At 70.7% G+C, this 26,471-nt stretch carries 21 protein-coding genes and 1 pseudogene; 9 read left to right on the top strand and 13 right to left on the bottom strand.

What is annotated here, in order from left to right:
* Positions 1-7: 7 nt before the first annotated feature.
* Genes ACFYWX_RS12645 through ACFYWX_RS12635 form a run of 3 tightly spaced genes read right to left on the bottom strand, consistent with a single transcriptional unit; the run spans position 8 to position 4,070 of the window.
* A complete protein-coding gene (locus ACFYWX_RS12645; protein WP_389423961.1) occupies positions 8-1,648 on the bottom strand; it encodes an acyl-CoA carboxylase subunit beta in 1,641 nt (546 codons plus the stop codon).
* Entirely contained in the window at positions 1,603-3,279 is a 1,677-nt protein-coding gene (locus ACFYWX_RS12640; protein ID WP_389423960.1) for an acyclic terpene utilization AtuA family protein, read from the bottom strand. Before ACFYWX_RS12640 ends, ACFYWX_RS12645 begins: the two co-directional genes overlap by 46 nt.
* Positions 3,276-4,070, bottom strand: coding sequence for a TIGR03084 family metal-binding protein (locus tag ACFYWX_RS12635; protein WP_389423959.1), 795 nt, complete (start codon positions 4,068-4,070; stop codon positions 3,276-3,278). Before ACFYWX_RS12635 ends, ACFYWX_RS12640 begins: the two co-directional genes overlap by 4 nt.
* A gap of 663 nt (positions 4,071-4,733) precedes the next feature.
* Between ACFYWX_RS12635 and ACFYWX_RS12630 the strand changes: the two genes are divergently transcribed.
* A complete protein-coding gene (locus tag ACFYWX_RS12630; protein ID WP_389423958.1) occupies positions 4,734-5,138 on the top strand; it encodes a hypothetical protein in 405 nt (134 codons plus the stop codon).
* A gap of 44 nt (positions 5,139-5,182) precedes the next feature.
* Here the strand turns inward: ACFYWX_RS12630 and ACFYWX_RS12625 are convergent, their stop codons facing one another.
* The 3 genes from ACFYWX_RS12625 to ACFYWX_RS12615 form a co-directional block, all read right to left on the bottom strand.
* Positions 5,183-6,151: a DMT family transporter gene (locus tag ACFYWX_RS12625; RefSeq protein ID WP_389423957.1), complete on the bottom strand. Its 969-nt coding sequence runs from the start codon at positions 6,149-6,151 to the stop codon at positions 5,183-5,185.
* A gap of 141 nt (positions 6,152-6,292) precedes the next feature.
* A complete protein-coding gene (locus ACFYWX_RS12620; RefSeq protein ID WP_389423956.1) occupies positions 6,293-7,474 on the bottom strand; it encodes a lipid II:glycine glycyltransferase FemX in 1,182 nt (393 codons plus the stop codon).
* Positions 7,475-7,619: 145 nt separating this feature from the next.
* Complete coding sequence (locus ACFYWX_RS12615) at positions 7,620-10,478, bottom strand: FAD-binding and (Fe-S)-binding domain-containing protein (RefSeq protein ID WP_389423955.1); 2,859 nt, start codon at positions 10,476-10,478, stop codon at positions 7,620-7,622.
* A 94-nt stretch (positions 10,479-10,572) separates the two neighbouring features.
* On the opposite strand from ACFYWX_RS12615, the gene serC reads away from it, so the two are divergent.
* Positions 10,573-11,691, top strand: a complete 1,119-nt coding sequence (gene serC, locus ACFYWX_RS12610) for a phosphoserine transaminase (protein WP_389423954.1) — start codon at positions 10,573-10,575, stop codon at positions 11,689-11,691.
* A 120-nt stretch (positions 11,692-11,811) separates the two neighbouring features.
* Here serC and ACFYWX_RS12605 read toward each other — a convergent pair whose 3' ends face one another.
* Positions 11,812-13,290 carry a caspase domain-containing protein gene (locus ACFYWX_RS12605; RefSeq protein ID WP_389423953.1) on the bottom strand — a complete coding sequence of 493 codons (1,479 nt, stop codon included), beginning with the start codon at positions 13,288-13,290 and terminating at the stop codon, positions 11,812-11,814.
* A 164-nt stretch (positions 13,291-13,454) separates the two neighbouring features.
* Positions 13,455-14,981, bottom strand: a complete 1,527-nt coding sequence (locus ACFYWX_RS12600) for a cellulase family glycosylhydrolase (RefSeq protein ID WP_389423952.1) — start codon at positions 14,979-14,981, stop codon at positions 13,455-13,457.
* A 224-nt stretch (positions 14,982-15,205) separates the two neighbouring features.
* Between ACFYWX_RS12600 and ACFYWX_RS12595 the strand changes: the two are divergent.
* A pseudogene (locus ACFYWX_RS12595) lies at positions 15,206-15,334 on the top strand (TetR/AcrR family transcriptional regulator C-terminal domain-containing protein); the annotation flags it as partial.
* Positions 15,335-15,376: 42 nt separating this feature from the next.
* Here the strand turns inward: ACFYWX_RS12595 and ACFYWX_RS12590 are convergent.
* The gene (locus ACFYWX_RS12590; RefSeq protein ID WP_389423951.1) at positions 15,377-16,360 is read right to left on the bottom strand and encodes a WD40 repeat domain-containing protein; all 984 of its coding nucleotides are present in this window, start codon (positions 16,358-16,360) and stop codon (positions 15,377-15,379) included.
* Positions 16,361-16,465: 105 nt separating this feature from the next.
* Here ACFYWX_RS12590 and ACFYWX_RS12585 point away from each other — a divergent pair, with 105 nt between their 5' ends.
* The 3 genes from ACFYWX_RS12585 (at position 16,466) to ACFYWX_RS12575 (ending at position 18,965) form a co-directional block, all read left to right on the top strand.
* On the top strand, positions 16,466-17,227 hold the full coding sequence (locus ACFYWX_RS12585; protein ID WP_389424084.1) for a GDSL-type esterase/lipase family protein: 762 nt from the start codon (positions 16,466-16,468) through the stop codon (positions 17,225-17,227).
* Between the two features lie 113 nt (positions 17,228-17,340).
* The gene (locus ACFYWX_RS12580) at positions 17,341-17,928 is read left to right on the top strand and encodes a Uma2 family endonuclease (protein ID WP_389423950.1); all 588 of its coding nucleotides are present in this window, start codon (positions 17,341-17,343) and stop codon (positions 17,926-17,928) included.
* Between the two features lie 44 nt (positions 17,929-17,972).
* On the top strand, positions 17,973-18,965 hold the full coding sequence (locus tag ACFYWX_RS12575; RefSeq protein WP_389423949.1) for an aldo/keto reductase: 993 nt from the start codon (positions 17,973-17,975) through the stop codon (positions 18,963-18,965).
* Positions 18,966-19,180: 215 nt separating this feature from the next.
* Here ACFYWX_RS12575 and thpR read toward each other — a convergent pair whose 3' ends face one another.
* From thpR to ACFYWX_RS12560, 3 genes are all read right to left on the bottom strand, one after another.
* The gene (gene thpR / locus ACFYWX_RS12570; protein ID WP_389423948.1) at positions 19,181-19,753 is read right to left on the bottom strand and encodes an RNA 2',3'-cyclic phosphodiesterase; all 573 of its coding nucleotides are present in this window, start codon (positions 19,751-19,753) and stop codon (positions 19,181-19,183) included.
* 31 nt (positions 19,754-19,784) lie between these two features.
* Positions 19,785-21,152, bottom strand: a complete 1,368-nt coding sequence (locus tag ACFYWX_RS12565) for an MFS transporter (RefSeq protein WP_389423947.1) — start codon at positions 21,150-21,152, stop codon at positions 19,785-19,787.
* A gap of 151 nt (positions 21,153-21,303) precedes the next feature.
* Complete coding sequence (locus tag ACFYWX_RS12560; protein WP_389423946.1) at positions 21,304-21,741, bottom strand: MarR family winged helix-turn-helix transcriptional regulator; 438 nt, start codon at positions 21,739-21,741, stop codon at positions 21,304-21,306.
* A 153-nt stretch (positions 21,742-21,894) separates the two neighbouring features.
* Here ACFYWX_RS12560 and ACFYWX_RS12555 point away from each other — a divergent pair, with 153 nt between their 5' ends.
* Positions 21,895-22,077, top strand: a complete 183-nt coding sequence (locus tag ACFYWX_RS12555; protein ID WP_133929027.1) for a ribbon-helix-helix protein, CopG family — start codon at positions 21,895-21,897, stop codon at positions 22,075-22,077.
* Positions 22,078-22,093: 16 nt separating this feature from the next.
* Here the strand turns inward: ACFYWX_RS12555 and ACFYWX_RS12550 are convergent, their stop codons facing one another.
* The gene (locus ACFYWX_RS12550; protein ID WP_389423945.1) at positions 22,094-23,545 is read right to left on the bottom strand and encodes an NCS2 family permease; all 1,452 of its coding nucleotides are present in this window, start codon (positions 23,543-23,545) and stop codon (positions 22,094-22,096) included.
* A gap of 150 nt (positions 23,546-23,695) precedes the next feature.
* Here ACFYWX_RS12550 and ACFYWX_RS12545 point away from each other — a divergent pair, with 150 nt between their 5' ends.
* Both ACFYWX_RS12545 and ACFYWX_RS12540 read left to right on the top strand, forming a co-directional pair.
* A complete protein-coding gene (locus ACFYWX_RS12545; protein WP_389423944.1) occupies positions 23,696-23,959 on the top strand; it encodes a DUF2530 domain-containing protein in 264 nt (87 codons plus the stop codon).
* Positions 23,960-24,056: 97 nt separating this feature from the next.
* Positions 24,057-26,453, top strand: coding sequence for a cation-translocating P-type ATPase (locus ACFYWX_RS12540; RefSeq protein WP_389423943.1), 2,397 nt, complete (start codon positions 24,057-24,059; stop codon positions 26,451-26,453).
* Positions 26,454-26,471: the final 18 nt, after the last annotated feature.

The raw sequence follows: 26,471 nt of genomic DNA, 5'->3' as shown, positions 1-26,471 counted from the left end.
AGGTTCCTCACATCCGGAAGACGCCGAAGCCGCCCCGCACGCCCTCGAAGGGAGCCGTGTGGAGGGCGGACAGGCACAGGCCGAGGACGGTGCGGGTGTCGCGCGGGTCGATGACGCCGTCGTCGTAGAGGCGCCCGGAGAGGAACATCGGCAGCGACTCGGACTCGATCTGCTGCTCCACCATGGCGCGCAGGGCCGCGTCGCCCTCCTCGTCGTAGGGCAGTCCCTTCGCGGCGGCCGACTGCCGGGCGACGATCGACAGGACGCCCGCCAGCTGCTGCGGCCCCATCACCGCCGACTTGGCGCTGGGCCAGGCGAAGAGGAAGCGCGGGTCGTAGGCGCGCCCGCACATGCCGTAGTGGCCGGCCCCGTACGACGCCCCCATGAGCACCGACAGGTGCGGGACGCGCGAGTTGCTCACCGCGTTGATCATCATCGCGCCGTGCTTGATGATGCCGCCCTGCTCGTACTCACGGCCGACCATGTAGCCGGTGGTGTTGTGCAGGAACACCAGCGGGATGTCCCGTTGGTTGGCGAGCTGGATGAACTGGGCGGCCTTCTGGGACTCCTCGCTGAACAGGACCCCCCGGGCGTTCGCCAGCACGCCGACGGGATAGCCGTGCAGGGTCGCCCAACCGGTTGCCAGGCTCGTCCCGTACAGCGGCTTGAACTCGTCGAAGTCGGAGGCGTCCACGACACGGGCGACGACTTCACGCGGGTCGAAGGGCGTCCGCAGATCACCCGGGACGATGCCCAGCAGCTCGTCCTCGTCGTACTTGGGAGGCGATGCCGGGCCTGGATCCCCGTACGCCTTCCGGTGGTTGAGCCGGGCCACCACCCGTCGCGCCTGCCGCAGCGCGTCCCGCTCGTCGACGGCGAAGTGGTCCGCGAGCCCCGACACGCGCGCGTGCATGTCGGCACCGCCCAGCGACTCGTCGTCGCTCTCCTCCCCCGTGGCCATCTTCACCAGCGGCGGCCCACCGAGGAACACCTTCGCCCGCTCCTTGACCATGATCACGTGGTCGGACATCCCGGGGATGTACGCGCCACCGGCGGTCGAGTTCCCGAAGACGACGGCGACGGTCGGGATCCCGGCCGCCGACAGCCTGGTCAGGTCCCGGAAGATGGCGCCCCCGGGGATGAAGATCTCCTTCTGGGAGGGGAGGTCGGCGCCGCCGGACTCGACGAGGCTGATGCAGGGCAACCGGTTGGCGAGTGCGATGTCGTTCGCGCGGAGGGCCTTCTTCAGGCTCCAGGGGTTACTGGCGCCGCCGCGCACGGTCGGGTCGTTGGCGGTGATCAGACACTCCACGCCCTCCACCACACCGATACCGGTGACGAGAGCGGCACCGACGGCGTAGTCACTCCCCCACGCAGCCAACGGCGACAGCTCCAGGAAGGGCGTGTCGGGGTCGAGGAGCAACTCGATGCGCTCACGGGCCAGGAGCTTGCCCCGCTTGCGATGCCTGGCCACGTACTTCTCCCCGCCGCCCGTCAACGCCTTCGCGTGCTCGGCGTCGAGGTCGGCGAGCTTGGCCAGCATGGCCTCGCGGTTCGCCGCGTAGTCGGCACTGTGGGTGTCGAGCCGGGAGTCGATGACGGTCACAGCAGGGCCTCCGGGATGTCCAGGTGGCGGGAGCGCAGCCATTCCCCGAGGGCCTTGGCCTGCGGATCGAAGCGATGCTGGGCGGCGACGCCCGCGCCGAGAATCCCCTCGACGACGAAGTTCAGGGCACGGAGGTCGGGGAGTGTGTGCCGGGTGACAGGCAGGTGGCGGCTCTCGGGGACGAGTCGGCGGAACCGCTCGACGGTCAGCGCGTGGGCGAGCCACCGCCATGCCTCGTCCGTCCGGGCCCACACCCCCACGTTGGCGTCCCCGCCCTTGTCCCCGCTGCGGGCACCGGCGACCAGCCCGAGAGGGACGCTCTTCGTGGGCCCCGACGGCAGCGGCTCCGGCAGGGGCGGCTCCGGTACGTCGTCGAGTACGAGGTTCTCGGCGGGCGCGGGAACGGGAACGCGGCGCCCGTCGTTGAGTACGGCGACGTGCTCGACGTCGCCCTGGGAGACGTACGCGGCGTCGAACACGCCGTACGGCGAGCCCTTGCCGGGCGGGGCGAGCACATGGAAGCCGGGGTAACTCGCCAGGGCCAGCTCCACGGCAGCACCGCTCAGCGCCCGGCCCACGACGGCCTGGTCGGGATCGCGTACGACGAGTCGTAGGAGCGCGCTCGCGCTCTCCTCGGTGTCGGCGTCGGGGCGGTCGGTGCGGACGAGGTCCCAGCGCACTTCCTGCGGGCGGCACTTGGAGAAACCGTCGACCTCCATCTGCTCTCGCACCAGCGCCGCCTTGGCCTCGGCGTCGAGCCCGGTGAGCACGAAGGTGACCTCGTTGCGGTAGCCGCCGAGGCGGTTGCGCCCGACCTTGAGGGTCGGGGGCGGGGCCTCGCCGCGCACCCCCTCGATCCGCACCCGGTCGGGCCCGTCCTGGCTGAGCCGTACGGTGTCCAGACGGGCGGTGACGTCGGGTCCCGCGTACCGGGCGCCCCGGGTCTCGTACAACAGCTGGGCGGTCACCGTGCCGACGTCGACGAAGCCGCCGGTGCCGGGGTGTTTGGTGATGACACAGCTGCCGTCCTCCTGGAGTTCGGCCAGCGGGAAACCGGGCCGGCGTACGTCCCCGTCCCGGAAGAACGCGTAGTTGCCGCCGGTGGCCTGCGCCCCGCACTCCAGCACATGCCCGGCGACGACAGCGCCCGCGAGCCGGTCGTAGTTTGTAGGGGCCCAGCCGAAGTGGGCGATGGCGGGCCCGGCGACCAGCGCCGCGTCCGTGACCCGCCCCGTGATCACGATGTCGGCCCCCGCCCGCAGGCAGGCGGCGATGCCGTGGCCGCCGAGGTAGGCGTGGGCGGTGAGGTGGGCGGGATGACCGGCGGTGAGGTCGTCGCCCTCGACGTGCGCGACACGCACGGGGACGCCGAGTCGGTCCGCCAGCTGCCGTACCGCGTCGGCGAGACCGGAAGGGTTGAGTCCGCCGGCGTTGGTGACGAGACGGACGCCTCGGTCGTGGGCGAGGCCGAAGCACTCCTCCAACTGCCGGAGGAACGTACGGGCGTAGCCGGCGGAGGGGTCTTTCAGGCGGTCCCGCCCGAGGATGAGCATCGTCAGCTCGGCGAGATAGTCACCGGTGAGGACGTCGAGTTCGCCGCCGGTGAGCATCTCGCGCATCGCGTCGAAGCGGTCACCGTAGAACCCGGAGGCATTGCCGATCCGCAGGGTCACCGACCCACACCCTTCGGCACGCGACCGGTGCCGGGCGGCCCCGCGAAGACCTGCGCGATGTCGAACCACCGGTCGGCGTCGGCCCCTTCGGCACGCAGCGCGAGATCGTCGCGGTGGGCACGCTGGGTGACGAGGAGGCAGAAGTCCAGGGCGGGCCCGGTGACGCGCTGCGGGGCTCCCTCGGGGCCGTACGCCCACACCGCGCCGGACGGGGCGACGAGCTCGACGCGGAACTCATCGGCGGGCGGCTCGAGTCCGCGTACTCCGAAGGCGAAGTCCCGGGTCCGTACGCCGATCCGGACGATGTGCCGGAGGCGATCGGTGGGCGTGGGCGTCACCCCCAGCGCCTCGGCCACGTCCAGGCCGTGGGCCCAGGTTTCCATGAGGCGGGCGGTGGCCATGGAGGCGGCGGCCATCGGCGGCCCGTACCAGGGGAAGCGGACGCCGGGTGCCGACGCGCGCAGGGCGCTCTCCAGGGCTTCGCGCCCTGCCCTCCACCCGGCCAGCACCTCACCCGGCGGAAGCCTGGCCCCTTCCTCCGCCCCCTCGTCCACGAACGACTCAGGCGCCGCGAGTGCCCGCTCGACCAGCGCGCGGAAGCCCTCCTCATCGGTCACCGCCACCAAGGCCGAGCGGTCGGTCCAGGCAAGGTGCGCGATCTGGTGGGCGACGGTCCAGCCGGGCGCGGGGGTCGGCAGCGCCCACTGCTCCACACTCAACTCGGCCACCAGCCGGTCGAGTTCTTCGCTCTCCGCACGCAGGTCATCGAACACGGGTGTCGGATCGGACATGCGGCGAGCATGGCAGCGCCTTCAGAAACAAGCAAGCATGCTTGCATTAATAATCTGGCTTGGGTTTGGGGGGAGGGGGGATGAGGTGGGGCGGGTGGGGTGGGGTGGGATGCCGTGGGGCGGGTGGGGTGGGGTGGGGTGGGGTGGGGTGGGCTTTCGGGCGGGCGTCAGGGGGACCATGGGCGGCGGCGCCACGGGCTGCGGTTGCGTCGCTTACCTGGGCGTTTGACTCGAGGTGAGCGTTGGGTCCGCCCGCTTCTTGTCAGTGTCGTGCTTCCACGGCCCGCCTCAAGGGCGCTTCGCGTCGGCTGCGCCGATCGGCCTTCGGCCGACCCTTGACCCGGTCCGCTCCAGCACGGGTGAGAAGCGAGCGAGCGGACCCCACGCTCACCTCGCCAGCAGGCGTTCGCAGGAGCGTCGGTGCCAAGTTGATCAAGCCGGCGGTTGTGATCCCGGCCCCGAGGGGCGGGGGGGCGGGGGGGGGACGCCGGTGACCTCCCCTCCAAGTCCATCAACTACCCCTCACAACCACCGACGGCCGCCGGCGCCCGTGCGGTCGATGTCCTCAGCAGCGCCGGACCACGTCTCCATCGCCCGCGCCCCGAGTGCGCGCTTCGCGCAGCTGCCTGCACTGCGGTGGGACTACAGACCTAGGCTCCCCGCATGGTTCTCAAGTGGGCCGGATTCGCCGTGTTCGTCGTCGCCGTGTCGGGGCTGGGGTGGGGGATCGCCGGGTTCGTGGAGCACACCGGGTGCCCAGACGGCCGGAACCGGTGTGCGGGTTCGCCCGAGGTGCTGAAGTACTTCGCGGCGGTGATGATCTGTGGGTTCGGCCTGGTCCCGGGGTTCGGGTCGGCCATCCGGACGAACGACTGGCGCCCGGTGCTGGGTATGCCCGTGGGGGCGGTGATCGGGTCCGGGATCGCGCTGTGGCACGGGCGGAGCCTCGGGTTCTGGATCCTGGTGGGCGTCCTCCTGGTGGGGACGAGCGCGCTCACGCTCGCCATGCGTGCTGGGCTCGCGGCCCTCTCACCCACGAACCCGGCGAACCGTCCCCCCGAACGCTGACCGCGACCGGAACCGGGACCGAAACCTGAACCGGGACCGACCGGTCAGTTCCCCTCCAGTTTCGGCGCCTTCCCCCGCCCCACCTGCGTGCGCACCGCACCCATGCTCGCCGCGATGACGAAGGCGATGGCCGCCGCCTCCGTGGCGGACAGCGCCTGGTTCAGGACGACGAAGCCCGCCGTTGCCGCGATGGCCGGCTCCAGACTCATGAGGATCGCGAACGTCGACGCGGGCAGGCGGCGCAGCGCCAGCAGTTCGAGGGTGTAGGGCAGGACGGAGGACAGCAGCGCAACGCCCGCCCCCAACCCCACCGTCACCGGGTCCAGCAGCTTCGTGCCGGACTCGGCGATGCCCAGCGGCAGGAACAGCACCGCCGCGACCGCCATGGCGAGGGCGAGGCCGTCGGCCTGGGGGAAGCGGCGGCCCGTGCGGGCGCTGAAGAGGATGTACGTCGCCCACATCGCGCCCGCCGCCAGCGCGAAGGCGACGCCCACCGGGTCGAGGCCGGCGAAGCCACCGCCGCCGAGCAGGCAGACGCCGGCGAGGGCGAGGCCGGCCCAGAGGACGTTGATCGCGCGGCGGGACGCGAGGACGGAGAGGGCGAGCGGGCCCAGGACCTCCAGGGTGACCGCGGTACCCAGGGGGATGCGGTCGACGGCCTCGTAGAAGAGGCCGTTCATCGCGCCCATGGTGATACCGAAGGCGACGACGGTGCCCCAGTCGGTGCGGGAGTGGCCGCGCAGGCGCGGTCGGCAGACCACCAGCAGCACCACGGCCGCCACCAGCAGCCGCAGGGTCACCACGCCCAGCGCGCCCGCCCGCGGCATCAGGGTGACCGCCAGGGCGCCGCCGAACTGCACGGAGACGCCCCCGGCGAACACCAGACCGACGGGGCCGAGCGAGCGTCGACCGCGAGTGCCGCCGCCCGCTGCCGGGCTCGCCCCGGCGGCGACCGGTGCGGATGCGACCGGGGCGGGCGTTGCGGACGAGGAGGCGGCGTTGCGGGTGCTCACGGGCGTTCCAGTGCGGGTGCTCGGGGATGCGGTCAGATGCGCTCGGACAGGTTCATCTCGATGTACTGCGAAGTCTAGGGTAGTGGACTGTCGTCAGGTGCGTAAACCCATTTACCCCTGTACCTCTCTGTATCGCTGACGCTACCGCCGTGCCATATACACATCCAGCACCTTCTGCAGCACCCGGTTCAGCGCGAAGTCCCACTCCCCCAGGTACTCCACCGCCTCTCCGCCCGTCCCCGCCTTGAACCGGAGCAGTCCCAGCAGGTGGTTGGACTCCTCCAGGGTGTCCGTGATGCCCCGCAGGTCGTACACGGCGGCGCCGAGCTCGTGGGCGTCGCAGATCATGCGCCACTGCATGGCGTTGTTCGGCTGGACCTCGCGCTTGCGGCTGGTGGAGGCGCCGTAGGAGTACCAGACGTGCTCGCCGACCGTCAGCATCGTGGCGGCGGCGAGGACCTCCCCGTCGTGGTGGGCCAGGTAGAGCCGCATGCGGTCGGGGTCCTCGGCGGTGAGCGCGGTCCACATGCGCTGGAAGTAGGGCAGCGGGCGCGGGATGAACCGGTCGCGTTCGGCGGTCTCGGTGTACAGCTCGTAGAACGCAGGCAGGTCGTCCAGGCCCCCGCGGACGATCTTCACGCCCGCCTTCTCCGCCTTCTTGATGTTGCGCCGCCACTGCTGGTTCAGGCTGCGGTGGACCTCCTCCAGGCTCCGCCCCGCGAGCGGCACCTGGAAGACGTAACTGGGCTGCCCGGCCGCGAAACCGTCCTCGCCGCCCGGCTCGCTCTGCCGCCAGCCCGCGCGGCGCAGCCGGTCGGCCACGTCGACGGCGCGTGGTTCGTGCGATGTCGCCTCGGCGTCCCCCAGCCGACGCGCACCGGGATCGGCGATCGCCGCCTTGACCGCGTCCGCGCTCCACCTCCGTACGACGACCGGCGGGCCCATCTTCACCGAGAAGGCGCCCCGCCGTCTGAGGTAGGCGAGCATGGGCGCCAGCCAGCGGTCGAGGTCGGGCTCGGACCAGTCGATCACCGGGCCCTCGGGCAGGTAGGCGAGGTACTTCTTCAGCTTCGGCAGGGGGCGCAGCAGCACCAGCCCCACGCCCACCAGCCGCCCGCCCGCACCCGCAGTCGTACCCGCACCCGCACCCGCACCCGCACCCGCACCCGCAGCCTCACCCTCCTCGAACCATCCCAGGCTCTCCGCCCGCCAGTCCGGCTTCACGTCGCCCCAGGAGGGGATCTGCATGTGGCTGGCGGAGCCGCGGGCCGCGACGAAGGCCAGGTGCTCGTCACGGCCGATGGGCTGGACGCGGAGGGTCATGGGCGGGGCTCCTCAGGGGGCTGAGCTGTGGCTGAGCCGGGTGGCTGAGCCTGCCAGCCTATGAGCTCTCCCCGTCCGTCCCGGGGCGCGAACAGCTCCAGCGCGTCGGTACTCCCCGCTCGATCGGAGCCGAGGGCCACCCACCTCAGTCATCGGCCTCTTCCAACGCCTCCGCCAGCACCTCCGCCAGGTGCCTCCCCCGCACCCCCGCCAGCTGCTCCAGCTGCGTACGGCAGGAGAACCCGTCCGCCAGAACCACTGCCCCATCCGCCCTCTCCGCCGCGTCCCGCACCGACGGCAGCAGCTGTTCCTCCGCGCAGGCGCTCGACACCTCGTAGTGGCCCTGCTCGAAGCCGAAGTTGCCCGCGAGGCCGCAGCAGCCGCCGCTCAGCTCACCGGTCAGGCCCGCGGCGGCGCGCAGGCGGTGGTCGGGGGCGTCGCCGAGGACCGCGTGCTGGTGGCAGTGGGTCTGGCCGACGGCCGGGCGGTCGACGCGGGGCGGGGTCCAGTCGGGGGCGTGGCGCTCCAGGGCCTCCGCGAAGGTCAGCACGCGTGCGGCGAGGCGTGCCGCGCGCGGGTCGTCGTGCAGCAGCTCCGGCAGGTCCGTACGGAGGGCGGCCGCGCAGCTCGGCTCCAGCACGACGACCGGCGCGGAGGTCTTGAGGACCGGTGCCATCAGGTCGAGGGTGCGGCGCATCACCGCGCGGGCGCGGTCGAGCTGGCCGGTCGACACGTAGGTGAGGCCGCAGCAGACACGGCCCCGGCCCCGCAGAAGGGACGGGAGGGTCCTGGCACTCGGCGGCCCCGGCAATCGCACCGTCGGCGGCAGCACCACCCGCAACCCGGCCGCCTCCAGCACCCGTACGGCCGCCCGCCCCACGGACGGCGACAGGTGCTCGGTGAAGGTGTCCGGCCACAGGACGACCAGATCACCGCCGGCCGGGGTCCCTCCCCTCCCCCGCCACCACCCGCTGAACGTCTCCGAAGCCACCCGCGGAATCCCCCGCTCGGCGGCGATCCCGCCGAGCCGCTTCGCCACCCGCGCCAGCGGAGGCACGGAGGCGAGCGCGTTGACCACCGGTGCGGTACGACTGCGGGCCACCGCCCGCAGCCACACCGGCAGCCACCCCATGCTGTAGTGGGCGGCGGGGCGGCGGCGGCCGGCGTAGTGGTGGTGGAGGAACTCCGCCTTGTACGTGGCCATGTCGACGTCGACCGGGCAGTCGGAGCGGCAGCCCTTGCAGGACAGGCACAGGTCCAGCGCGTCCCTGACCTCCGTGGAGCGCCAGCCGTCGGTGACCAGCTCACCGGCGAGCATCTCGTGCAGCAGCCGGGCCCGCCCGCGCGTGGAGTGCGCCTCCTCGCCGGTCGCCCGGAAGGACGGGCACATCACGGCAGACCCGGACACCGACGTCGTACGGCACTTCGCGACCCCCACGCACCGGCGCACCGCGGCCGAGAAGTCGCCGCCGTCCGCCGGGTAGCCGAAGGCCACGTCGACGGGTTCACGGGGCAGGACGGCGAATCGGAGGTCGGCGTCGAGGGGGGCGGGCCGCACCAGCATCCCGGGGTTGAGGAGGTCGTCGGGGTCCCACACCCCCTTGGCCCGCTCGAAGAGGGCCACCATCTCCTCGCCGTACATCTTCGGCAGCAGCTCCGCCCGCGCCTGCCCGTCCCCGTGCTCCCCCGACAGCGAGCCGCCGTGCGCGACCACCAGCTCGGCCAGCTCCTCCGAGAAGCGGCGGAAGCGGCCGACGCCCGCCTCGGTCAGGAGGTCGAAGTCGATGCGGACGTGGATGCAGCCGTCCCCGAAGTGCCCGTAGGGCGTGCCGCGCAGGCCGTGGGCGGACAGCAGGCCCCGGAAGTCCCGCAGGTAGGCGCCGAGCCGGGCGGGCGGCACCGCGCAGTCCTCCCATCCCGGCCAGGCCTCGCTCCCGTCCGGCATCCTGGTCGCCGTACCGCTCGCGTCCTCCCGGATGCGCCACAGGGCGCGCTGCCCGGCCGCGTCGGTCACGATCAGCGCGTCGACGACGTCGGCGGCGCGCACGATCGCCTCCGCACGCGCGCGTGCCTCGCCCGGTGACTCCCCGCCGGTCTCCACGAACAGCCAGGCCCCGCCCTTGGGCAGTCCGGTCCTCGACGGCACCAGGTCGGCCGCCATGCCCTCCACCGTGAGCGGGGCGTACGGGAGCAGCCCGGCCGCGGCTTCGGCGGCGGCGCCCTCGTCCGCGTAGCCCAGCACGGCCAGCGCACGCGCGCGTGGCGCCTCGACCAGCCGTACGACCGCCTCCGTCAGCACGCCCAGCGTGCCCTCCGAGCCGCAGAAGGAGCGGGCGACGTCGGCGCCCTTCTCCGGCAGCAGCGCGTCCAGGGCGTACCCGGAGATACGGCGGGGCAGCTCGGGGAAGCCGGTGCGCAGGCGGGCCAGCTCACCGTCGACCAGTTCCCGCAGCCCGTCCGGGGCTCCGGCCCACCCCTGCCCGAGCCGCAGCCGCTGCCCACGCGCGGTGACGACCGACAGCTCGCGCACGCTGTCCGCGGTCGTGCCCCACGCCACCGAGTGCGAGCCGCACGAGTTGTTGCCGATCATCCCGCCCAGCGTGCACCGGCTGTGGGTGGACGGGTCGGGGCCGAACCGCAGCCCGTGCGGGGCGGCGGCGTCCTGGAGGCGGTCGAGGACGAGCCCCGGCTGTACGACGGCCGTGCGCGCGCCAGGTTCGAGCGAGACGAGCCGGTTCATGTACCGCGTGAAGTCCAGCACCACTCCCGTCCCCGTGGCCTGCCCGGCGATCGACGTACCGCCGCCTCTCGGCACGACCGGCACGCCGTGTGCACGACACACCTCCAGCACGGCCGCCACGTCATCGGCGTCCCGGGGGGCGACGACGCCGAGCGGGACCCGCCGGTAGTTGGAGGCGTCCATGGTGACCAGCGCCCTGGAGGTGACGTCGAAGCGGACGTCGCCTCGGACGGCCTCGCGCAGCTCGACCTCAAGATCCGTCATACGTCCAGCAAAGCAGTCTCACGCCGACACGAGCCCCGTCTCACCCGACGGACCACGTTTCGCCCAGGTTTCCTCACCGGCTAACCTCCAGAGCGTGGCTGAGATCCGGATTCCTGCTGACATCAAGCCCGCCGACGGTCGATTCGGCGCGGGCCCCTCCAAGGTGCGGGTGGAGGCGCTGGACGCCCTGGCCGCCACCGGTACGTCCCTCCTCGGCACCTCCCACCGCCAGGCCCCGGTCAAGAACCTGGTCGGCCAGGTGCGCGAGGGCATCTCCGAGCTGTTCCAGCTCCCCGAGGGCTACGAGGTGGTCCTCGGCAACGGCGGCTCCACCGCGTTCTGGGACATCGCGACGCACGGCCTGATCGAGAACAAGTCGCAGCACCTCAGCTTCGGCGAGTTCAGTTCCAAGTTCGCCAAGGCCGCCAAGCTCGCCCCCTGGCTCGCCGAGCCCACCGTGATCTCCTCCGACCCGGGCACGCACCCCGAGCCCGAGGCCGAGGCGGGCGTCGACGTCTACGCCTTCACGCACAACGAGACGTCCACCGGTGTCGCCGCCCCCATCAAGCGCGTGCAGGGCACCGACGAGGGCTCCCTCGTCCTCGTGGACGCCACCTCCGGCGCCGGCGGCCTCCCCGTCGACATCGCCGAGACGGACGTCTACTACTTCGCCCCGCAGAAGTCCTTCGCCTCCGACGGCGGCCTGTGGATCGGCGTGTTCTCCCCGGCCGCGATCGAGCGCGCCGAGCGCGTCCACGCCTCCGGCCGCCACGTCCCCGAGTTCTTCTCGCTCCCCACGGCGATCGACAACTCCCGCAAGAACCAGACGTACAACACCCCGGCCCTGTCCACCCTCTTCCTGCTCAACCAGCAGCTTGAGTGGATCAACGGTCAGGGCGGCCTGGACTGGTCGGTCCGCCGCACCGCCACCTCCGCCCGCACCCTCTACGGCTGGGCCGAGGACATCAAGTACGCCAACCCGTTCGTCGCCGACCCGGCCAAGCGCTCGCAGGTCATCGGCACGATCGACTTCACGGACGAGGTTGACGCGGCCGCCGTCGCCAAGGTGCTGCGCGCCAACGGCGTCGTCGACACCGAGCCCTACCGCAAGCTCGGCCGCAACCAGCTGCGCGTCGCGATGTTCCCGGCGATCGACCCGGCGGACGTCGAGGCGCTGACGAAGTGCGTCGACTACGTCATCGAGAAGCTCTGACGACGTCACGCGTACGTCGGTGAAGGGCGCCCGGTGATCACCGGGCGCCCTTCACGTCGTGAGACCGCCGTTGTCGGTCGTGGGACCGCCGTTGTCGTAGGACCGCTCCGCCCCCCCTGGTCAGCCCCGCTGGATGCCCGCCGCGTCGACGAGGATCCCCCTGCGGCCGTCCTGGGTCTGCGCGACGAGGGCGTCGCCGCGTTGCTCGACGGCCAGGTACCAGATGCCGGGCACCAGTTCCGTTACGGCCGTCATCGTGCCGTCCTCGCTGAAGAGCAGGCGTGGCTCCGGCACCGCGAACCAGAACATCAAGAAGTACGGGTTGGGCTGGGCCGCGAGCGCGTGGGCGACCTGCTGCGCGCCGAGCAGGGCCTCCTGGACGCGCTCGCGCGCCTCGTCGCGCCGGCGAACCGATCCGATGCCCTGGCCGGCGGACACGGCTGCCTGCGCGTCCTCCACGACGCTCCCTCGCTCGATACCGCTGGTGTCCAGCAGCAGTCCGCCGACGCCGTCCTGAGTCTTTACGACGAGAGCGTCACCCCGTTGTCCGACGGCCAAGTGCCAAATTCCCGTGACCAGTTCCCCCACCGGAGTCAGCGAGCCGTGCTCGCCCATGAGGGGGCGCTTCACCGGCACAGCGAACCAGAACGGCGCGAAGTCGGGCTCGGGCGGCGCCGCGATCGCCCTGGCCAGCATGTGCGCGACCGCCACCGTCGCAAGGGCGCGCAGCTCCGCCTCGATGCGTATGCGCTCCGTCTCCTGCCGCAGCCCTTCGGCCTTCTCCTCCAGGTCCGAGATGCGCTTCTCGACCTCCAGCTGACGGGCCGGCACGTCCTCCCGCTCCACCTCCGCGGCCCCGGCCATCGCCCGGTTACGGGCGATGGCGATCAGGCCGCCGCTGTTCCGGTTGCGCTGCTGCGGCAGCGGACGGGACTTGCTCGCCAGCTGCCGGTGGAGATGCCGGTAGAGGGTGTCCATGTCGAGCGGGTCGGGCCGGCCGGGGACGCCCTCCGTCAAGGCCGTGATCAGCTCACCCGTGAACGCCGTGTACCACTCCCCCGGCGGGGACAGTGCGGGACGGGTTTCGGCGGAGGCGGTGAGCACGCAGGTGCCGTCCACCGCGGCCTGGTCCGCGATGTGATCGCTCGCGCTCATCCGGCCGAGCAGGGCCCGTCCGCTGTAGCAGCAGTCCAGGATCACCACGATGCGCTGGGCGCGCCGCATCGGGTCCAGGACGGCCTGGCGCAGGTATTCGTACCGCAGCGACGTGTACGAGCGCTCGGGGTCCGATCCGGGAAGGGCGAGGCAGAGCTCGTCGCTGTGGGGATCTGTCAGTCCGTGCCCCGCGTAGTACACGATGAGGGTGTCCTGGGCCCGGCGGGCGCTCTCCAGGACGACGTCCAGCACCTCCTGGCCGCTCTGCGGCTGCGGGAGCACCGTGCAGGAACCGAAGGGCAGTCCCCATACCGCGGGGTCCGTCAGCGCCTGGCGCAGCCCGTCCAGGTTGCGGGCCACCGCGGGCAGGTTCTCCAATACGGAGTACTCGTGCACACCCACCAGTACGGCCTCGGATCGGACCGGGTCCGACAGCTCCGCCACGGCTACGTGCCGTCTGCGTTCGCAGAGCACCCGCCGCCCGCGATGTCGCTCTCCACCCGATCCGGCCCCTTTCCCCCGATCAGCCTCCGATTCTGCTCATGGTAGGGGCAGTCGTGCGGATCCACGGCTCGTTCCCGGGACCCGCACCCTGTTCGCCGACTGCGTCACGTCGCCACGCAGCTCACGCTCGGCACACCACCACCCCCGGGCGCCCCGCCGAAGCCGAAGCTCGCCGAACCGCCCGCCGGGACGGCGCCGTTGTGGTCGGCGTTGGCCGCCGTCACACTCGCCCCGCTCTGGGTGTACGACGCGTTCCACATGCTGGTGACCTTCTGGGCGCCGGGCCAGGTCCAGCTCACCTTCCAGGACTTGAGCGCCGTCGTGCCCGTGTTGGTCACCTTCACCTCGGCGTTGAAGCCGCCGCCCCAGTCGCTGCTGACGGTGTAGGCCGCGGTGCAGGCGGCCGTGCTCCCGCCGCCGTCGCCGCCACCGGGCGGGGTGGTCCCGCCGCCGGGGAAGCCCGGCGCCTTGATGCTCGTGAGGTACCCGTCCTTCACCGTGTCCACGGTCGACCAGTCGTCCTTCAGGATCCCGCCGGTGTCACCGGAGTTGGGGTTCCAGGACCAGAAGGTCCAGTGGAAGGAGTCGGAGCCGTATGTCGACGTCGGCCGCAGGTAGCTCACCAGCGCGGCCAGCCACTTCTGGTCGACCGTCGACTGGAGGGTCGTACCGAACTCGCCCACCCACACGGGGGCGATGTTCTGCTTGAAGATGTAGCCCCAGTACTTGTCCCAGATGCCTGGCATGTTGTTGGGGAACGTCGGGTCGCTGAACCAGCTCTGCTGGGCGACGCTGGTGGCGTAGTCGTGGGCGGAGTAGACGACCCTGTTGGGGACGTCGAGCTGGACGGGGTACTGGGCGACGCCCATCAGGTTGCCGCCCCACCAGCCGGAGACGCCGTTGAAGGTCTGCACGCCCTCGACGAAGATCAGCAGGTCGGGGTTGACGGACAGGACGGCGTTGCCGGCCCGTTGCGCCGCGAGGCGCCAGTCCCTCGTCGTGTCGCCGCAGCCCCAGCAGGCCGGGTCGTGCGGCTCGTTGTGCAGGTCGAGGCCGACGACGGTGGGGTTGCCCTTGTAACGGGTGGCCAGCGCCTTGAGGTTGGTGATCCACGTCGACTCCGGAACCGCCGAGGTGTACCAGAGCGCGGACTGGCCGCCGCCGTCGGGGCGGTGCCGGTCGAGGATGACCTTCAGGCCGTCCTGACCGGCGTACGCCACGATCTTGTCGAGGACCTGGAGGGAGTTCAGGCCCTGGAGGTCGGCGTTCTTGCCGCTGGAGAAGTCGATGCTGTTGGGGACGGCGCCGCTCTTGAAGATGTCGTCGCTGTAGGGGATGCGGAGGGTGTTGTAGCCCGTCGACCTGATCTGGTCGATCATGTTCTTGTAGTCGCGGGACCAGAGGCCGTGGACGACGTTGTTGCCGGTCTCGAAGCCGAACCAGTTGATGCCGGCGACGCGGACCGGCTGTCCGGCCGCGTCCAGGATCTGGCGGCCGCTGGTGTGCCAGTAACCCGCTCCGGCGTCCGCCGCGTCCACCGCGCGGGCCGTCTGGGCCGTGGCCAGCGGGATCAGCGGTAACAGGAGTGCGGCGGCGGCCGCGCACAGCGCTCTGCGCAAGGTGCGGAACATGTCGCTGCTTCCTCTCGGGAGGCGCGGGTCCGGAACGGGTGGGAGCGCTCCCACATCCCGCACCTCCCATGGAAGGCGGATCACATGAACACGTCAATACGCGTGACGTCATCAGACCCCGCGTGACATCACCCGACCACACGCCCGCCACCAGCAGCGCGTGCTGCTCGACCCAGGAGTCGCCACCACCGACCGGCGTCCCGAAGACGACGGCGGAGTTCTACGTGGCCCAGGCCCCGCTCCTGGAGAAGGTCATGGCCACCGGCGGCTACCCCGTCCTCGCCTCCCTCGCCGAGGACACCTGGAGCCCCGGCTTCGACCACTTCGAGTTCGGGTTGCAGCGGATCCTGGACGGGCTGGAGATGTTCGTCAGGGGGCGCACGGGTGAGGTGCCGTCAACGACGACGTCGGAACAGCCGGCTGAGCCCGAAGAGCGCGACGCAGGCGAGGACGACGGCCACGGCGCCGGTCTTGAGCGTGGTGGGGCTGCCGGTGTCGTCGCCGGACGCGCTGGAACTTCCCCCGTTGGACGGCGACTTGCCCGAACCACCACCGGGCGCGTCCTCCGCGACGACCGAACTGCCGGACCCCTCGCTGCCGTACATCAGCTTCGTCCCGTCGGCGGAGTAGCTCACGGACTCGCCCTGCCGTTGCAGGGGGACGTCGAGCTGCTCCAGCCGCTTCACCTTGCCGCCGTTCCAGTCGTAGTCGATGCCGCCGAGGTAGCCGCGTACGGCGAGCTGCTTGCCGTCCGGGGAGAGGGCGGCGTCGGTGGCCCACAGGTCGATGGGGGCGATGGGGCGGAAGATGTTCGTCCCGGAGGCGGAGAGCTTGGCGGGGCCCTCGTAGAGGTGTCCGCCGTCCTCGTTCTTGTCGATGATGTAGACGCGGCCGGTCTTGGGGTGGACGACGAGCGACTCGGCGTCCCGGGCGCCGTCCGAGTACTTCACGACGTACTGCGTCGCCCGGATCGTCTGGTCCTTCAACTCCTTGGGCTCGGGCAGCCGGTAGACCCACACGTAGGACCAGGAGCCGCCGAGGTTGTCGCCGATGTCGCCGACGTAGATCTCGTTGTTCGGCCCGATGGAGATGGCCTCGACGTCACGCGGGCGGCCCACACCGGTCATGGTGACCCGCGCGACTGTCTTGCCGGTGGCGCTGTCGACGGCGTACAGGTACGGGCCGTCGTCGCTGTCGTTGTGCGTCCAGTAGACACCGGGGTGGAGGTGGGAGGCGGCGAGGCCGCTCGACTCGGTGACGCGGGAGTCCTCGATGGTGAATCCGTCGTCGCCGGAGGCGGCGGGGGCGGCGACGGCGGGCCCTGCACCCGTGAGGACGACGAGAGCGGCGGCCGTGACCACACCGAGGAGTGCGCGCATGGGGTCCAGCTTGCCATCCCGGGTTGTGTGGGCGGGGTTAGCGCGTGGGCAACGGGTGGGCAGCCTCACACCCCAACTCACCGCCTGATCGTCCATCATGAGCGGATGCTCAGGTTCATGCCCGTCGGAGACTCCATGACGATCGGCAGCGCGGGCGAGCACACATGGCGGTACCGCATGTGGCAGCACCTGCGCGCGACGTACGACGCCCCGTTCGCCGTGGTCGGTCCCCGCGAGACGCTCTACGACAAGGCGACGGACGCGCCGACGTCGTACGAGTACGCCGACCCGGACTTCCCGCACGCTCACCTGGCAGGCTGGGGTGAGGGCTGGCTGCACATGGCTCCGGCCATCCGTGAGACGGTCTGCAGCTGCCGGGCGGACGTGCTGCTCGTCTCCCTGGGCCTGATCGACCTGGGCTTCTACACGAACGCGGAGCAGACGGCCGCCAACGCACGGGAGTTCGTCGCCGAGGCCCGTGCCGCCAACCCGCACATCCGTGTCGTCCTCCTCCCCGTGATCCCCAATGTGCGCGCCGAGTCCGACGCGCCCTTCGCCGCGGAGGTCGCCCGCTTCAACGAGCTGCTGGCCAAGACCGCGGCGAACCTCGACGAGCCGACCTCACCCCTGCTGCTGGCCTCGATCCCGGAGTCGTACGACATCCACACCGACACCTACGACGGCACCCACCCCAACACGAGCGGCGAGCACAAGCTGGCGGCGGCGTTCGCGGGGGCGATGCATCAGGCGTGGGGGCTGGGCGGGGAGTACGCGGCCGTGGAGCACGAGGAGCCGATGCCCCGCTCCGGGCACGCGACGCAGGGCCGCCCCCGGGGCCGCAGGCCGTCCCGCCTCTCCCCCAGGTAGCCGGGCCGGCCCCGCCCTGGCATATGCCACTCTCCCCGTGTCCTGGTCACCGTACGTATCGTTGTACTGCCCGGCGGCACTCGTCCATGGGGCCGCCGGGGAGGAGCGCCAAGATGACCGTCCTTGAAGACAGGATCACGATGGCCGACGCGAACACCCAGCGCCTGGACGAGTGGTTCGAGCGGCTGGAGCACATGCCCGTCCCCGAAGGATTCAGGGTCGAGATCGTCGGGGGCAACGTCTTCATGACACCGCAGCGGGACACTCACTGGGAGATCATCTTTCAGATCGCCTTGGCCCTACGCCACAGGTTCGAAAAGGGCGTGAGGGTCTTCTCCGACGTCCGCATCGATTTCCCCGGCCATGAGAACGGCTTCTGCCCGGACGTCGTCAAGCTCCGTGAGTCCGCCGAGAAGGACGACGAAGGCCGCTGGCGTCACGAAGACGTCGAGTTCGTCGCAGAGGTCATCTCGCAGGGCACGGCCGCCAACGACTACGGCCCGAAGAAGACCGCCTACGCGGTCGCCGAGGTCCCCGTCTACTTCATCGCTGATCCCTACCAGGGTCGGTGCTTCGTCTATACCGACCCGAAAGACGGTCACTACGTCACCAGCACGAGGGTCGACTTCGGCAGCGACATCGACCTGACGGGCACCGTCATCGACCTCACCCTCAAGACAGACGACTTCCCCCGCGACTGACCCCCCTTGCATAGAGCGCACTCCAAGCCGTTGGCTAGGTATTCATGAAGTACACGCAGCTCGGACGCACCGGACTCAAGGTCAGCCGACTCGTCCTCGGCACCATGAACTTCGGCCCGCAGACGGACGAAGCCGACAGCCACACGATCATGGATGCGGCGCTGGACGCGGGCATCAACTTCTTCGACACCGCCAACGTGTATGGGTGGGGCGAGAACAAGGGCCGCACCGAGAGCATCATCGGCAACTGGTTCGAGAAGGGCGGTGAGCGGCGCGACAAGGTCGTGCTCGCCACCAAGGTCTACGGGAACATGGCCGCCGACGGGCAGGCCTGGCCCAACCACGACAAGCTGTCCGCGCTCAACATCCGGCGGGCCGTCGACGCCAGCCTCAAGCGGCTGAAGACCGACTACATCGACCTGTACCAGTTCCACCACGTCGACCGGAACACTCCCTTCGAGGAGATCTGGCAGGCGATCGATGTGCTGGTGCAGCAGGGGAAGATCCTTTACGTCGGGTCCAGCAACTTTCCCGGCTACAAGATCGCCCAGGCCAACGAGATCGCCGCCCGGCGCGGCGGCACCATCGGCCTCGTCAGCGAGCAGTGCCTCTACAACCTCTCCGAGCGGCGGGCCGAGATGGAGGTCATTCCGGCCGCGCAGGAGTACGGGTCGGGGGTCATTCCCTGGTCGCCGCTGCACGGTGGGCTGCTCGGTGGCGTGATCAAGAAGGAGGCCGAGGGCGGGCGGCGTGCCTCCGGGCGGTCCGCCGACGCGCTCACCAACAGCTCCGTGCGGGCGCAGCTGCAGGCGTACGAGGATCTCCTCGACAAGCACGGGCTGGCGCCGGGAGAGGTCGCACTGGCCTGGCTGCTGACCCGGCCCGGGGTCACGGGGCCGATCGTCGGTCCGCGTACCGCCGAGCAGCTGGAGGGCGCCCTGCGCGCGGTCGAGCTGGAGCTGAGCGAGGAGCTACTGGCCGGGCTCGACGAGATCTTCCCGGGGCCCGGCCCCTCTCCGGAGGCCTTCGCCTGGTAACGCGGAGTGCCTGTCAGGGGCGCGGGGCTGTATCGATCTGCGGCTCCGCCGCGTGGGCGCGGCCAGCCCCCACCGGCCCGCAGGTCGACACGGCCCGCAGTTCCCCGGCCGACGCTCACTTCCCGAGCGCCGCCGCCAACGCGACAACAACGAACAGCAGCACGAGCGCACCGGCCATGATCCGGTTCCGGGTTTTCGGGTCCACGCCTTCGAGCCTAACCGGCCGCACCCAGGGGCCAGCGGGCGACCGGGGTGTAGCGGGGCTGCTCGCCCGGCACGCCGGACTTCGGCAGGTTGCTGCGGACCAGGGCCAGGTCCTGGACGGTCCAGGTGGTGCCGGTGAAGGGGGCGAGGGCGTCGACGTACGGGCGTACGGGGAAGGCGTCGCGGCTGCGGGCCACCGTGAGGTGGGGCTTGTAGCGGCGGTGTTCTCCCATCGGCAGGCCCGCCTTGCGTGCCGCCGCCTCTGATCGGTCGGCCAGCAGGCGCAGGGTGTCCAGGTCGCCGTGTGCCCCCGCCCACAGGGCCCGGCCGTGGCCGAACTGGCCGCCGCCCTGGAGGGAGAGGGGGAAGGGGGCGGTGCGGTGTGCGACGCGTTCCAGTCGGGTCGAGAGGTCGGGTACGGCCTCGTCGTCGACCTCGCCGTAGAACGCGAGGGTGAAGTGCCAGCCCGGGCGGCCGGTCCAGCGCAGGTCGGCCGCGCCGGGCAGCTTCTTCAGTTCGGCGATCTTCGCAGCCAGTTCGTCGGTCACGTCGGTCGGCGGGAGCACGGCGGCGAAGAGTCTCATGGGTGTCACCCTGCCACGTGCCCCCGCGCGGTCATGCCACCGTCGCGAGTCGGTCCCGCTCCTCCGGTTCGCGGGGGACGAAACGGACGTGGGGGTGGCCGCGGTTCCAGCCGACCGACAGGCGCAGTCCGCCCACCCGGGCCAGGACCAGGCCGATCGTCACGGCTGCGGCTGCGGAGATCGCGCCGCCCGCCGCCAGGCCCGCGCGGACGCCGTACGTGTCCGTGATCCAGCCCGCTATCGGGGCGCCGACGGGCGAGCCGCCCATGAACACCATCATGTACAGGGCCATCACCCGGCCCCGCATGGCCGGGTCGGTCGCCATCTGCACGCTGGTGTTCGCGGTGACGTTGACCGTCATGCCGAACATGCCGATGGGGACCATGAGCAGCGCGAACAGCCAGAGGGACGGGGCTGTGGCCGCGAGCAGCTCCATCGCGCCGAACGCCAGCGCCCCCGCGGTCAGCACCCGCATCCGGGCCGTGCCCCGGCGGGCCGCGAGGAGAGCGCCGGCGAGGGAACCGATCGCCATCAGGGTGTTGAAGAGGCTGTAGGAGCCGGCGCCGGCGTGGAAGACGTCGTCGGCGAAGGCCGAGAGGTAGACGGGGAAGTTGAAGCCGAAGGTGCCGATGAACCCGACCAGGACGATCGTCCAGATCAGCTCGGGGCGCCCGGCGACATAGCGCAGGCCCTCCCGCAGCTGGCCCTTGCCGCGCGGGGCACGCTGGATGACGTGCAGCTCGCGCGGGCGCATCAGCAGCAGGCTCGCGAGGGGCGCCACGAAGGAGAGGCCGTTGGCGAGGAACGCCCAGCCGGTGCCCACGCCGGTGATCATCAGGCCGGCGACGGCGGGGCCGACCAGGCGGGCGGACTGGAAGTTCGCGGAGTTCAGGCTGACCGCGTTCTGCAGCTGGTCGGGGCCGACCATCTCGCTGACGAAGGACTGGCGGGCCGGGTTGTCGACGACCGTGGCCAGGCCGACCGCGAAGGCGGCGACGTACACGTGCCACACCTGGACGTGGCCGGAGAGGGTGAGCAGCGCGAGCGCGACGCCGGTGACGGCCATCGCGGTCTGCGTGACGAGCAGCGTGCGGCGCTTGGGCAGGCGGTCGACGAGGACGCCGCCGTAGAGGCCGAAGAGCAGCATCGGCAGGAACTGCAGGGCCGTCGTGACACCGACGGCCGTGGAGGAGCCGGTGAGGCTGAGGACCAGCCAGTCCTGGGCGATGCGCTGCATCCAGGTGCCGGTGTTGGAGACGACCTGGCCGAGGAAGAACAGGCGGTAGTTGCGGATGCTCAGCGAGCTGAACATCGAGGACTTGCGCGAGCGGTCGGGGGTGGGCGGGGAGTCGTGGGTGTCTGGTGCGGGGGCGGAAGCTGCTCCGGGTCCCGTACTCAAGTAGGTTCGCCTCCTCTTTGTTTTGCTCGTTCGCCTACGGGGCGCCTTCCGCCGGTGTCGAGGGGGCGATCGTGCTCAGCCCTTCGGGCCTCCGCGCGTTCGCCCCTTCGACAACGGTGCGCCCTTTCGGCTCACTCGCGTGTTACTGCGCTTACAGGTGTGCGAGCTTCTCCAGTACGGGGGCGGCGGCGCGCAGTTTCGCCCACTCGTCCTCGTCGAGGCCGTCGGCCAGGGTTGCCAGGAAGGCGTTGCGCTTGCGGCGGCTCTCCTCGAGCATCGCCTCGGCCTGCTCGGTCTTCGTGACGACCTTCTGGCGCCGGTCCTCGGGGTGCGGCTCCAGTCGGACCAGGCCCTTGGCCTCGAGCAGCGCCACGATGCGGGTCATCGAGGGCGGCTGGACGTGCTCCTTGCGGGCGAGTTCGCCGGGGGTGGCGCTTCCGCAGAGGGAGAGGGTGCCGAGCACCGACATCTCGGTGGGGCTCAGCGATTCGTCGACCCGCTGGTGCTTGAGGCGACGCGACAGTCGCATCACGGCGGATCGCAGGGAGTTCACGGCGGCCGCGTCGTCGCCATGGGTAAGGTCCGGCATGTTCCTTAGCGTAACTCATTACCCTCCCTAAGGACCACCGGAGACACGCGGGAGCACGTGATACCGGCCACTGGACCCCCACTGTCACTCGTCCGGGTGATCCCACTGCGGAACGTAACGCGCTGCCCCGAAGCCTGCGGCGACCCTCTGCACATGGGGACCAGCGTGCTCAGCCTGCGAATAGACCACGACCTGCTGGAACGGCTTCGGGAACACGCCGCCAGACGAGGAATGAGCGTCCAGGACTATGTCGTCCGGACGCTCATTCGCGATGACTTCGACGAACGGTTCCAGACCGCCGTCGAGGAGACGGAGAAGTTCTACGGGCTTATGTGAGGCGCGATCGCGTCCATCAGGTCAGGCCCAGCGCCGGCATCAGGTAGTAGAAGGCGAACACGGCCGCCACGACGTACATCGCGGCCGGGATCTCCTTGCCCCGGCCCGCAGCCAGGCGCAGCACCACGAAGGTGATGAAGCCCATGCCGATGCCGTTGGTGATCGAGTAGGTGAACGGCATCATCACCATGGTCACGAAGGCCGGAATGGCGACCGTGTGGTCCGCCCAGTCGATCTCCTTCACCGAGCCCGCCAGGATCAGGAAGCCGACCGCGAGCAGGGCCGGGGTGGCCGCCTGGGAGGGGACCATCGTGGCGACGGGGGTGAGGAAGAGGGCGACGGCGAAGAGTCCGCCGGTGACGACGTTCGCCAGGCCGGTGCGGGCGCCCTCGCCGACGCCGGCCGTGGACTCCACGAAGCAGGTGGTGGCCGAGGAGGAGCTGGCGCCACCGGCGGCCACGGCGATGCCGTCGACGAAGAGGACCTTGTTGATGCCGGGCATCTGGCCCTGGGCGTCGGTCAGCTTCGCCTCGTCGCTGACGCCCATGATCGTGCCCATGGCGTCGAAGAAGCAGGACAGCAGCACGGTGAAGACGAAGAGGACGCCGGTCAGCACGCCGACCTTGGCGAACCCGCCGAACAGGCTGACCTCGCCGATCAGGCCGAAGTCGGGGGTGGCGACCGGGTTGCCGGGCCACTTGGGCGTGGTCAGGCCCCAGGACGGCACCTTGGCGACGGCGTTGATGACGACGGCGAGCACCGTCATCGCGACGATCGAGATGAGGATCGCGCCGGAGACCTTGCGGACGATGAGCGCGAGGGTGAGCAGGGCGCCGAGCACGAAGACCAGCACCGGCCAGCCATTGAGGTGCCCGTCGGCGCCGAGCTGGAGCGGCACGGTGGTCTGGGCGGCGTCCGGGATGCGGGAGACGAAGCCGGAGTCGACGAGGCCGATCAGCATGATGAACAGGCCGATGCCGATGGAGATCGCCTTGCGCAGGCTGTAGGGGACGGCGTTCATGACGCGCTCGCGCAGACCGGTGGCGACGAGCAGCATCACGACAAAGCCGGCCAGGACCACCATGCCCATGGCGTCCGGCCAGGACATCCGGGGGGCGAGCTGAAGGGCGACGACCGAGTTCACACCGAGGCCGGCGGCGAGGGCGATCGGTACGTTGGCGATGACACCCATGAGGAGAGTGGTGAACGCCGCTGTCACGGCCGTCGCGGTGACCAGCTGGCCGTTGTCCAGATGATGCCCGTACATGTCCTTCGCGCTGCCGAGGATGATCGGGTTCAGCACGATGATGTACGCCATCGCGAAGAAGGTGGCAAAACCGCCTCGGACCTCGCGGGCGAGGGTGCTGCCCCGCTCGGAGATCTTGAAGTAGCGGTCGAGTGCGCCGTGTGCGGGCGCGCCGCCCGGTTGTTCGGGCGCGGGAACCTTGGCGGGGGCCGAGGTGGGCATGCGTGACCTCATCACCATCGGACTTCCCCCAGGCGCCGTTGGCGTTTCATACGAACAGAAGTGACTGGAAACAAACTGTTTCAGTATGAACATATGAGCCGGGCAATGCCATCTCCGCGCGTAGATGTGATCGCCTCGTAAGCTGTCCCCATGGCGAAGTGGACACCCCAGCACGAGGCGCCGGAGCCCCTGGAGGGCCCCGTGGTCGCCACCATCACCGGCGGCACCATCCTGTGGTTCGTCCTCTTCCTCGTTCAGCTCCCCTTCTACGGCTGGTTCGCCGACCACGACCACACCTGGTGGGTGTGGACATGCCTGGCGGGGGCGGGTCTCGGACTGATCGGCATCTGGTACGTCCGTAAGCGGGACGCGGCGATCAAGAGGGCGACGGAACTGCAGTCGGCCGTCGAGTAGCCCGCGTACAACCACCGCACGACATCCGTCCTCCCCTGGTCGGATCTTCCGCCCACTCGGCGGGTGAAGCCCCAAATCCGCACGTACCGTCGAATGCATGACGCATATCGACGCGGGCGCCGAACTCGACCCCGTGCACCCCGTGCCGGTCCCCTCCGCCCCGGCGAGCGGGCTGACCACGGCCCAGGTCGCGGAGCGCGTCGCACGTGGGCAGGTCAACGACGTGCCGGTGCGCAGCAGCCGGTCCACCGCCGACATCGTCCGTGCGAACGTCTTCACCCGGTTCAACGCGATCATCGGCGTGCTCTGGCTGATCATGCTGTTCGTCGCACCGATCCAGGACAGCCTCTTCGGCTTCGTGATCCTCGCCAACACCGGCATCGGCATCATCCAGGAGTGGCGGGCGAAGAAGACCCTGGACTCGCTGGCCGTGATCGGGGAGGCGCGCCCGACCGTACGACGGGACGGCACCGCCGCCGAGGTCGGGACAGGAGACATCGTCCTCGACGACCTGATCGAGATCGGGCCCGGCGACAAGGTCGTCGTCGACGGCGTCTGCCGCGAGGCCGACGGACTGGAGATCGACGAGTCGCTGCTCACCGGCGAGGCCGACCCCGTCGTCAAGCGGCCGGGGGACCAGGTCATGTCCGGCAGCTTCGTCGTCGCCGGTGGCGGGGCCTTCCAGGCCACCAAGGTCGGCCGCGAGGCCTACGCCGCCCAGCTCGCCGAGGAGGCGTCCCGCTTCACCCTCGTCCAGTCCGAGCTGCGCACCGGAATCTCCACGATCCTCAAGTACGTGACGTGGATGATGATCCCGGCCGCGATCGGCCTGGTCATCACACAGCTCGTCGTGAAGGACCACGACCTCAAGGACTCCCTCGCCCGGACCGTAGGCGGCATCGTGCCCATGGTCCCGGAGGGGCTCGTCCTGCTCACCTCCGTCGCCTTCGCGATCGGCGTCATCCGGCTCGGCCGGCAACAGTGCCTCGTCCAGGAGCTCCCCGCCATCGAGGGCCTCGCCCGCGTCGACACGGTCTGCCTCGACAAGACCGGCACCCTCACCGAGGGCGGCATGGACGTCATGGAGCTGCGCCCTCTCAACGGCAGCGACGAGTCGTACGTACAAAGGGTCCTCGGGGCGCTCGGCGAGTCCGATCCGCGGCCAAACGCCTCCCTCCAGGCGATCATCGAGGCCTACCCGGACACCGACGACTGGCGCTGCACCGAGTCCCTGCCCTTCTCCTCGGCCCGCAAGTACAGCGGCGCCACGTTCAACGAGGGCAACGGGGAGAGCAGTACGTGGCTGCTCGGGGCGCCCGACGTCCTCCTCGCCGACGACGATCCCGCCCTCGCCGAGACCGACCGGCTCAACGAGCAGGGCCTGCGGGTGCTCCTGCTCGCCCGCGCCCACCACGACCTCGACCATCCCGGCGTCGGCGACGGAGCGAAGGCCGCCGCCCTCGTCGTACTGGAGCAGCGGCTGCGGCCGGACGCCGCCGACACCCTGCGCTACTTCGCCGAGCAGGACGTCCACGCCAAGGTGGTCTCCGGCGACAACGCGGTGTCGGTGGGAGCGGTGGCGGGCAAGCTGGGGCTCGCCGGCAGCACGGTCGACGCGCGCCGGCTGCCCGCCGACACGAACGACATGGGGCGGGCTCTCGACGAGGGAACCGTGTTCGGGCGGGTCACCCCGCAGCAGAAGCGGGACATGGTGGGCGCCCTGCAGTCGCGCGGGCACACCGTCGCGATGACCGGCGACGGCGTCAACGACGTCCTCGCCCTGAAGGACGCCGATATCGGCGTCTCGATGGGCTCGGGCTCCGAGGCCACCCGGGCCGTCGCGCAGATCGTGCTCCTCAACAACAGCTTCGCCACCCTGCCGTCGGTGGTGGCGGAGGGGCGTCGGGTCATCGGCAACATCACCCGGGTGGCCACGCTGTTCCTGGTGAAGACCGTCTACTCGGTGCTGCTGGCCGTGCTGGTGGTGTGCTGGCAGGTGGAGTACCCCTTCCTGCCCCGGCACCTCACGCTGCTGTCCACGCTCACCATCGGCATCCCCGCCTTCTTCCTGGCCCTCGCCCCGAACAAGGAACGGGCCCGGCCCCACTTCGTCCGGCGGGTGATGCGGTACTCCATCCCGGGCGGGGTGGTGGCCGGCGTGGCGACCTTCGTGACGTATCTGCTGGCCCAGCACCACTACACCGGCAGCGGCGCGCTGGACGCGGAGACCAGCGCGGCGACGCTGACGCTGTTCCTGATCTCGATGTGGGTGCTGGCGATCATCGCCCGGCCCTACACCTGGTGGCGGATCGCGCTGGTGGCCGCGATGGGCCTGGCGTTCCTGTGTGTGCTGATGGTGCCGTGGTTGCAGCACTTCTTCGCGCTGAAGCTGGTCGGTGTCACGATGCCGTGGATCGCGGTGGGCATCGCGGTGGTAGGGGCGGCCGCCCTGGAACTGGTGTGGAAGTGGGTCGACCGCCGCTTTCCCGTCTAGGACCGGCTGGGCGTCAGC

The organism is Streptomyces sp. NPDC002888 (genome assembly GCF_042888465.1).
GTDB lineage: Bacteria > Actinomycetota > Actinomycetes > Streptomycetales > Streptomycetaceae > Streptomyces.
This window is presented reverse-complemented; position numbering and strand designations above follow the sequence as displayed.

Bases quoted from the DNA above. Each gene is read 5' to 3' on its own strand.
- ACFYWX_RS12645 (WP_389423961.1), bottom strand. From the start codon at position 1,648: ATGGCTGCGCTCCCGCCACCTGGACATCCCGGAGGCCCTGCTGTGACC.
- ACFYWX_RS12635 (WP_389423959.1), bottom strand. From the start codon at position 4,070: ATGTCCGATCCGACACCCGTGTTCGATGACCTGCGTGCGGAGAGCGAA.
- ACFYWX_RS12630 (WP_389423958.1), top strand. From the start codon at position 4,734: ATGGTTCTCAAGTGGGCCGGATTCGCCGTGTTCGTCGTCGCCGTGTCG.
- ACFYWX_RS12620 (WP_389423956.1), bottom strand. From the start codon at position 7,474: ATGACCCTCCGCGTCCAGCCCATCGGCCGTGACGAGCACCTGGCCTTC.
- ACFYWX_RS12615 (WP_389423955.1), bottom strand. From the start codon at position 10,478: ATGACGGATCTTGAGGTCGAGCTGCGCGAGGCCGTCCGAGGCGACGTC.
- ACFYWX_RS12600 (WP_389423952.1), bottom strand. From the start codon at position 14,981: ATGTTCCGCACCTTGCGCAGAGCGCTGTGCGCGGCCGCCGCCGCACTC.
- ACFYWX_RS12590 (WP_389423951.1), bottom strand. From the start codon at position 16,360: ATGCGCGCACTCCTCGGTGTGGTCACGGCCGCCGCTCTCGTCGTCCTC.
- ACFYWX_RS12585 (WP_389424084.1), top strand. From the start codon at position 16,466: ATGCTCAGGTTCATGCCCGTCGGAGACTCCATGACGATCGGCAGCGCG.
- ACFYWX_RS12580 (WP_389423950.1), top strand. From the start codon at position 17,341: ATGACCGTCCTTGAAGACAGGATCACGATGGCCGACGCGAACACCCAG.
- ACFYWX_RS12575 (WP_389423949.1), top strand. From the start codon at position 17,973: ATGAAGTACACGCAGCTCGGACGCACCGGACTCAAGGTCAGCCGACTC.
- thpR (WP_389423948.1), bottom strand. From the start codon at position 19,753: ATGAGACTCTTCGCCGCCGTGCTCCCGCCGACCGACGTGACCGACGAA.
- ACFYWX_RS12560 (WP_389423946.1), bottom strand. From the start codon at position 21,741: ATGCCGGACCTTACCCATGGCGACGACGCGGCCGCCGTGAACTCCCTG.
- ACFYWX_RS12555 (WP_133929027.1), top strand. From the start codon at position 21,895: ATGGGGACCAGCGTGCTCAGCCTGCGAATAGACCACGACCTGCTGGAA.
- ACFYWX_RS12550 (WP_389423945.1), bottom strand. From the start codon at position 23,545: ATGCCCACCTCGGCCCCCGCCAAGGTTCCCGCGCCCGAACAACCGGGC.
- ACFYWX_RS12545 (WP_389423944.1), top strand. From the start codon at position 23,696: ATGGCGAAGTGGACACCCCAGCACGAGGCGCCGGAGCCCCTGGAGGGC.
- ACFYWX_RS12540 (WP_389423943.1), top strand. From the start codon at position 24,057: ATGACGCATATCGACGCGGGCGCCGAACTCGACCCCGTGCACCCCGTG.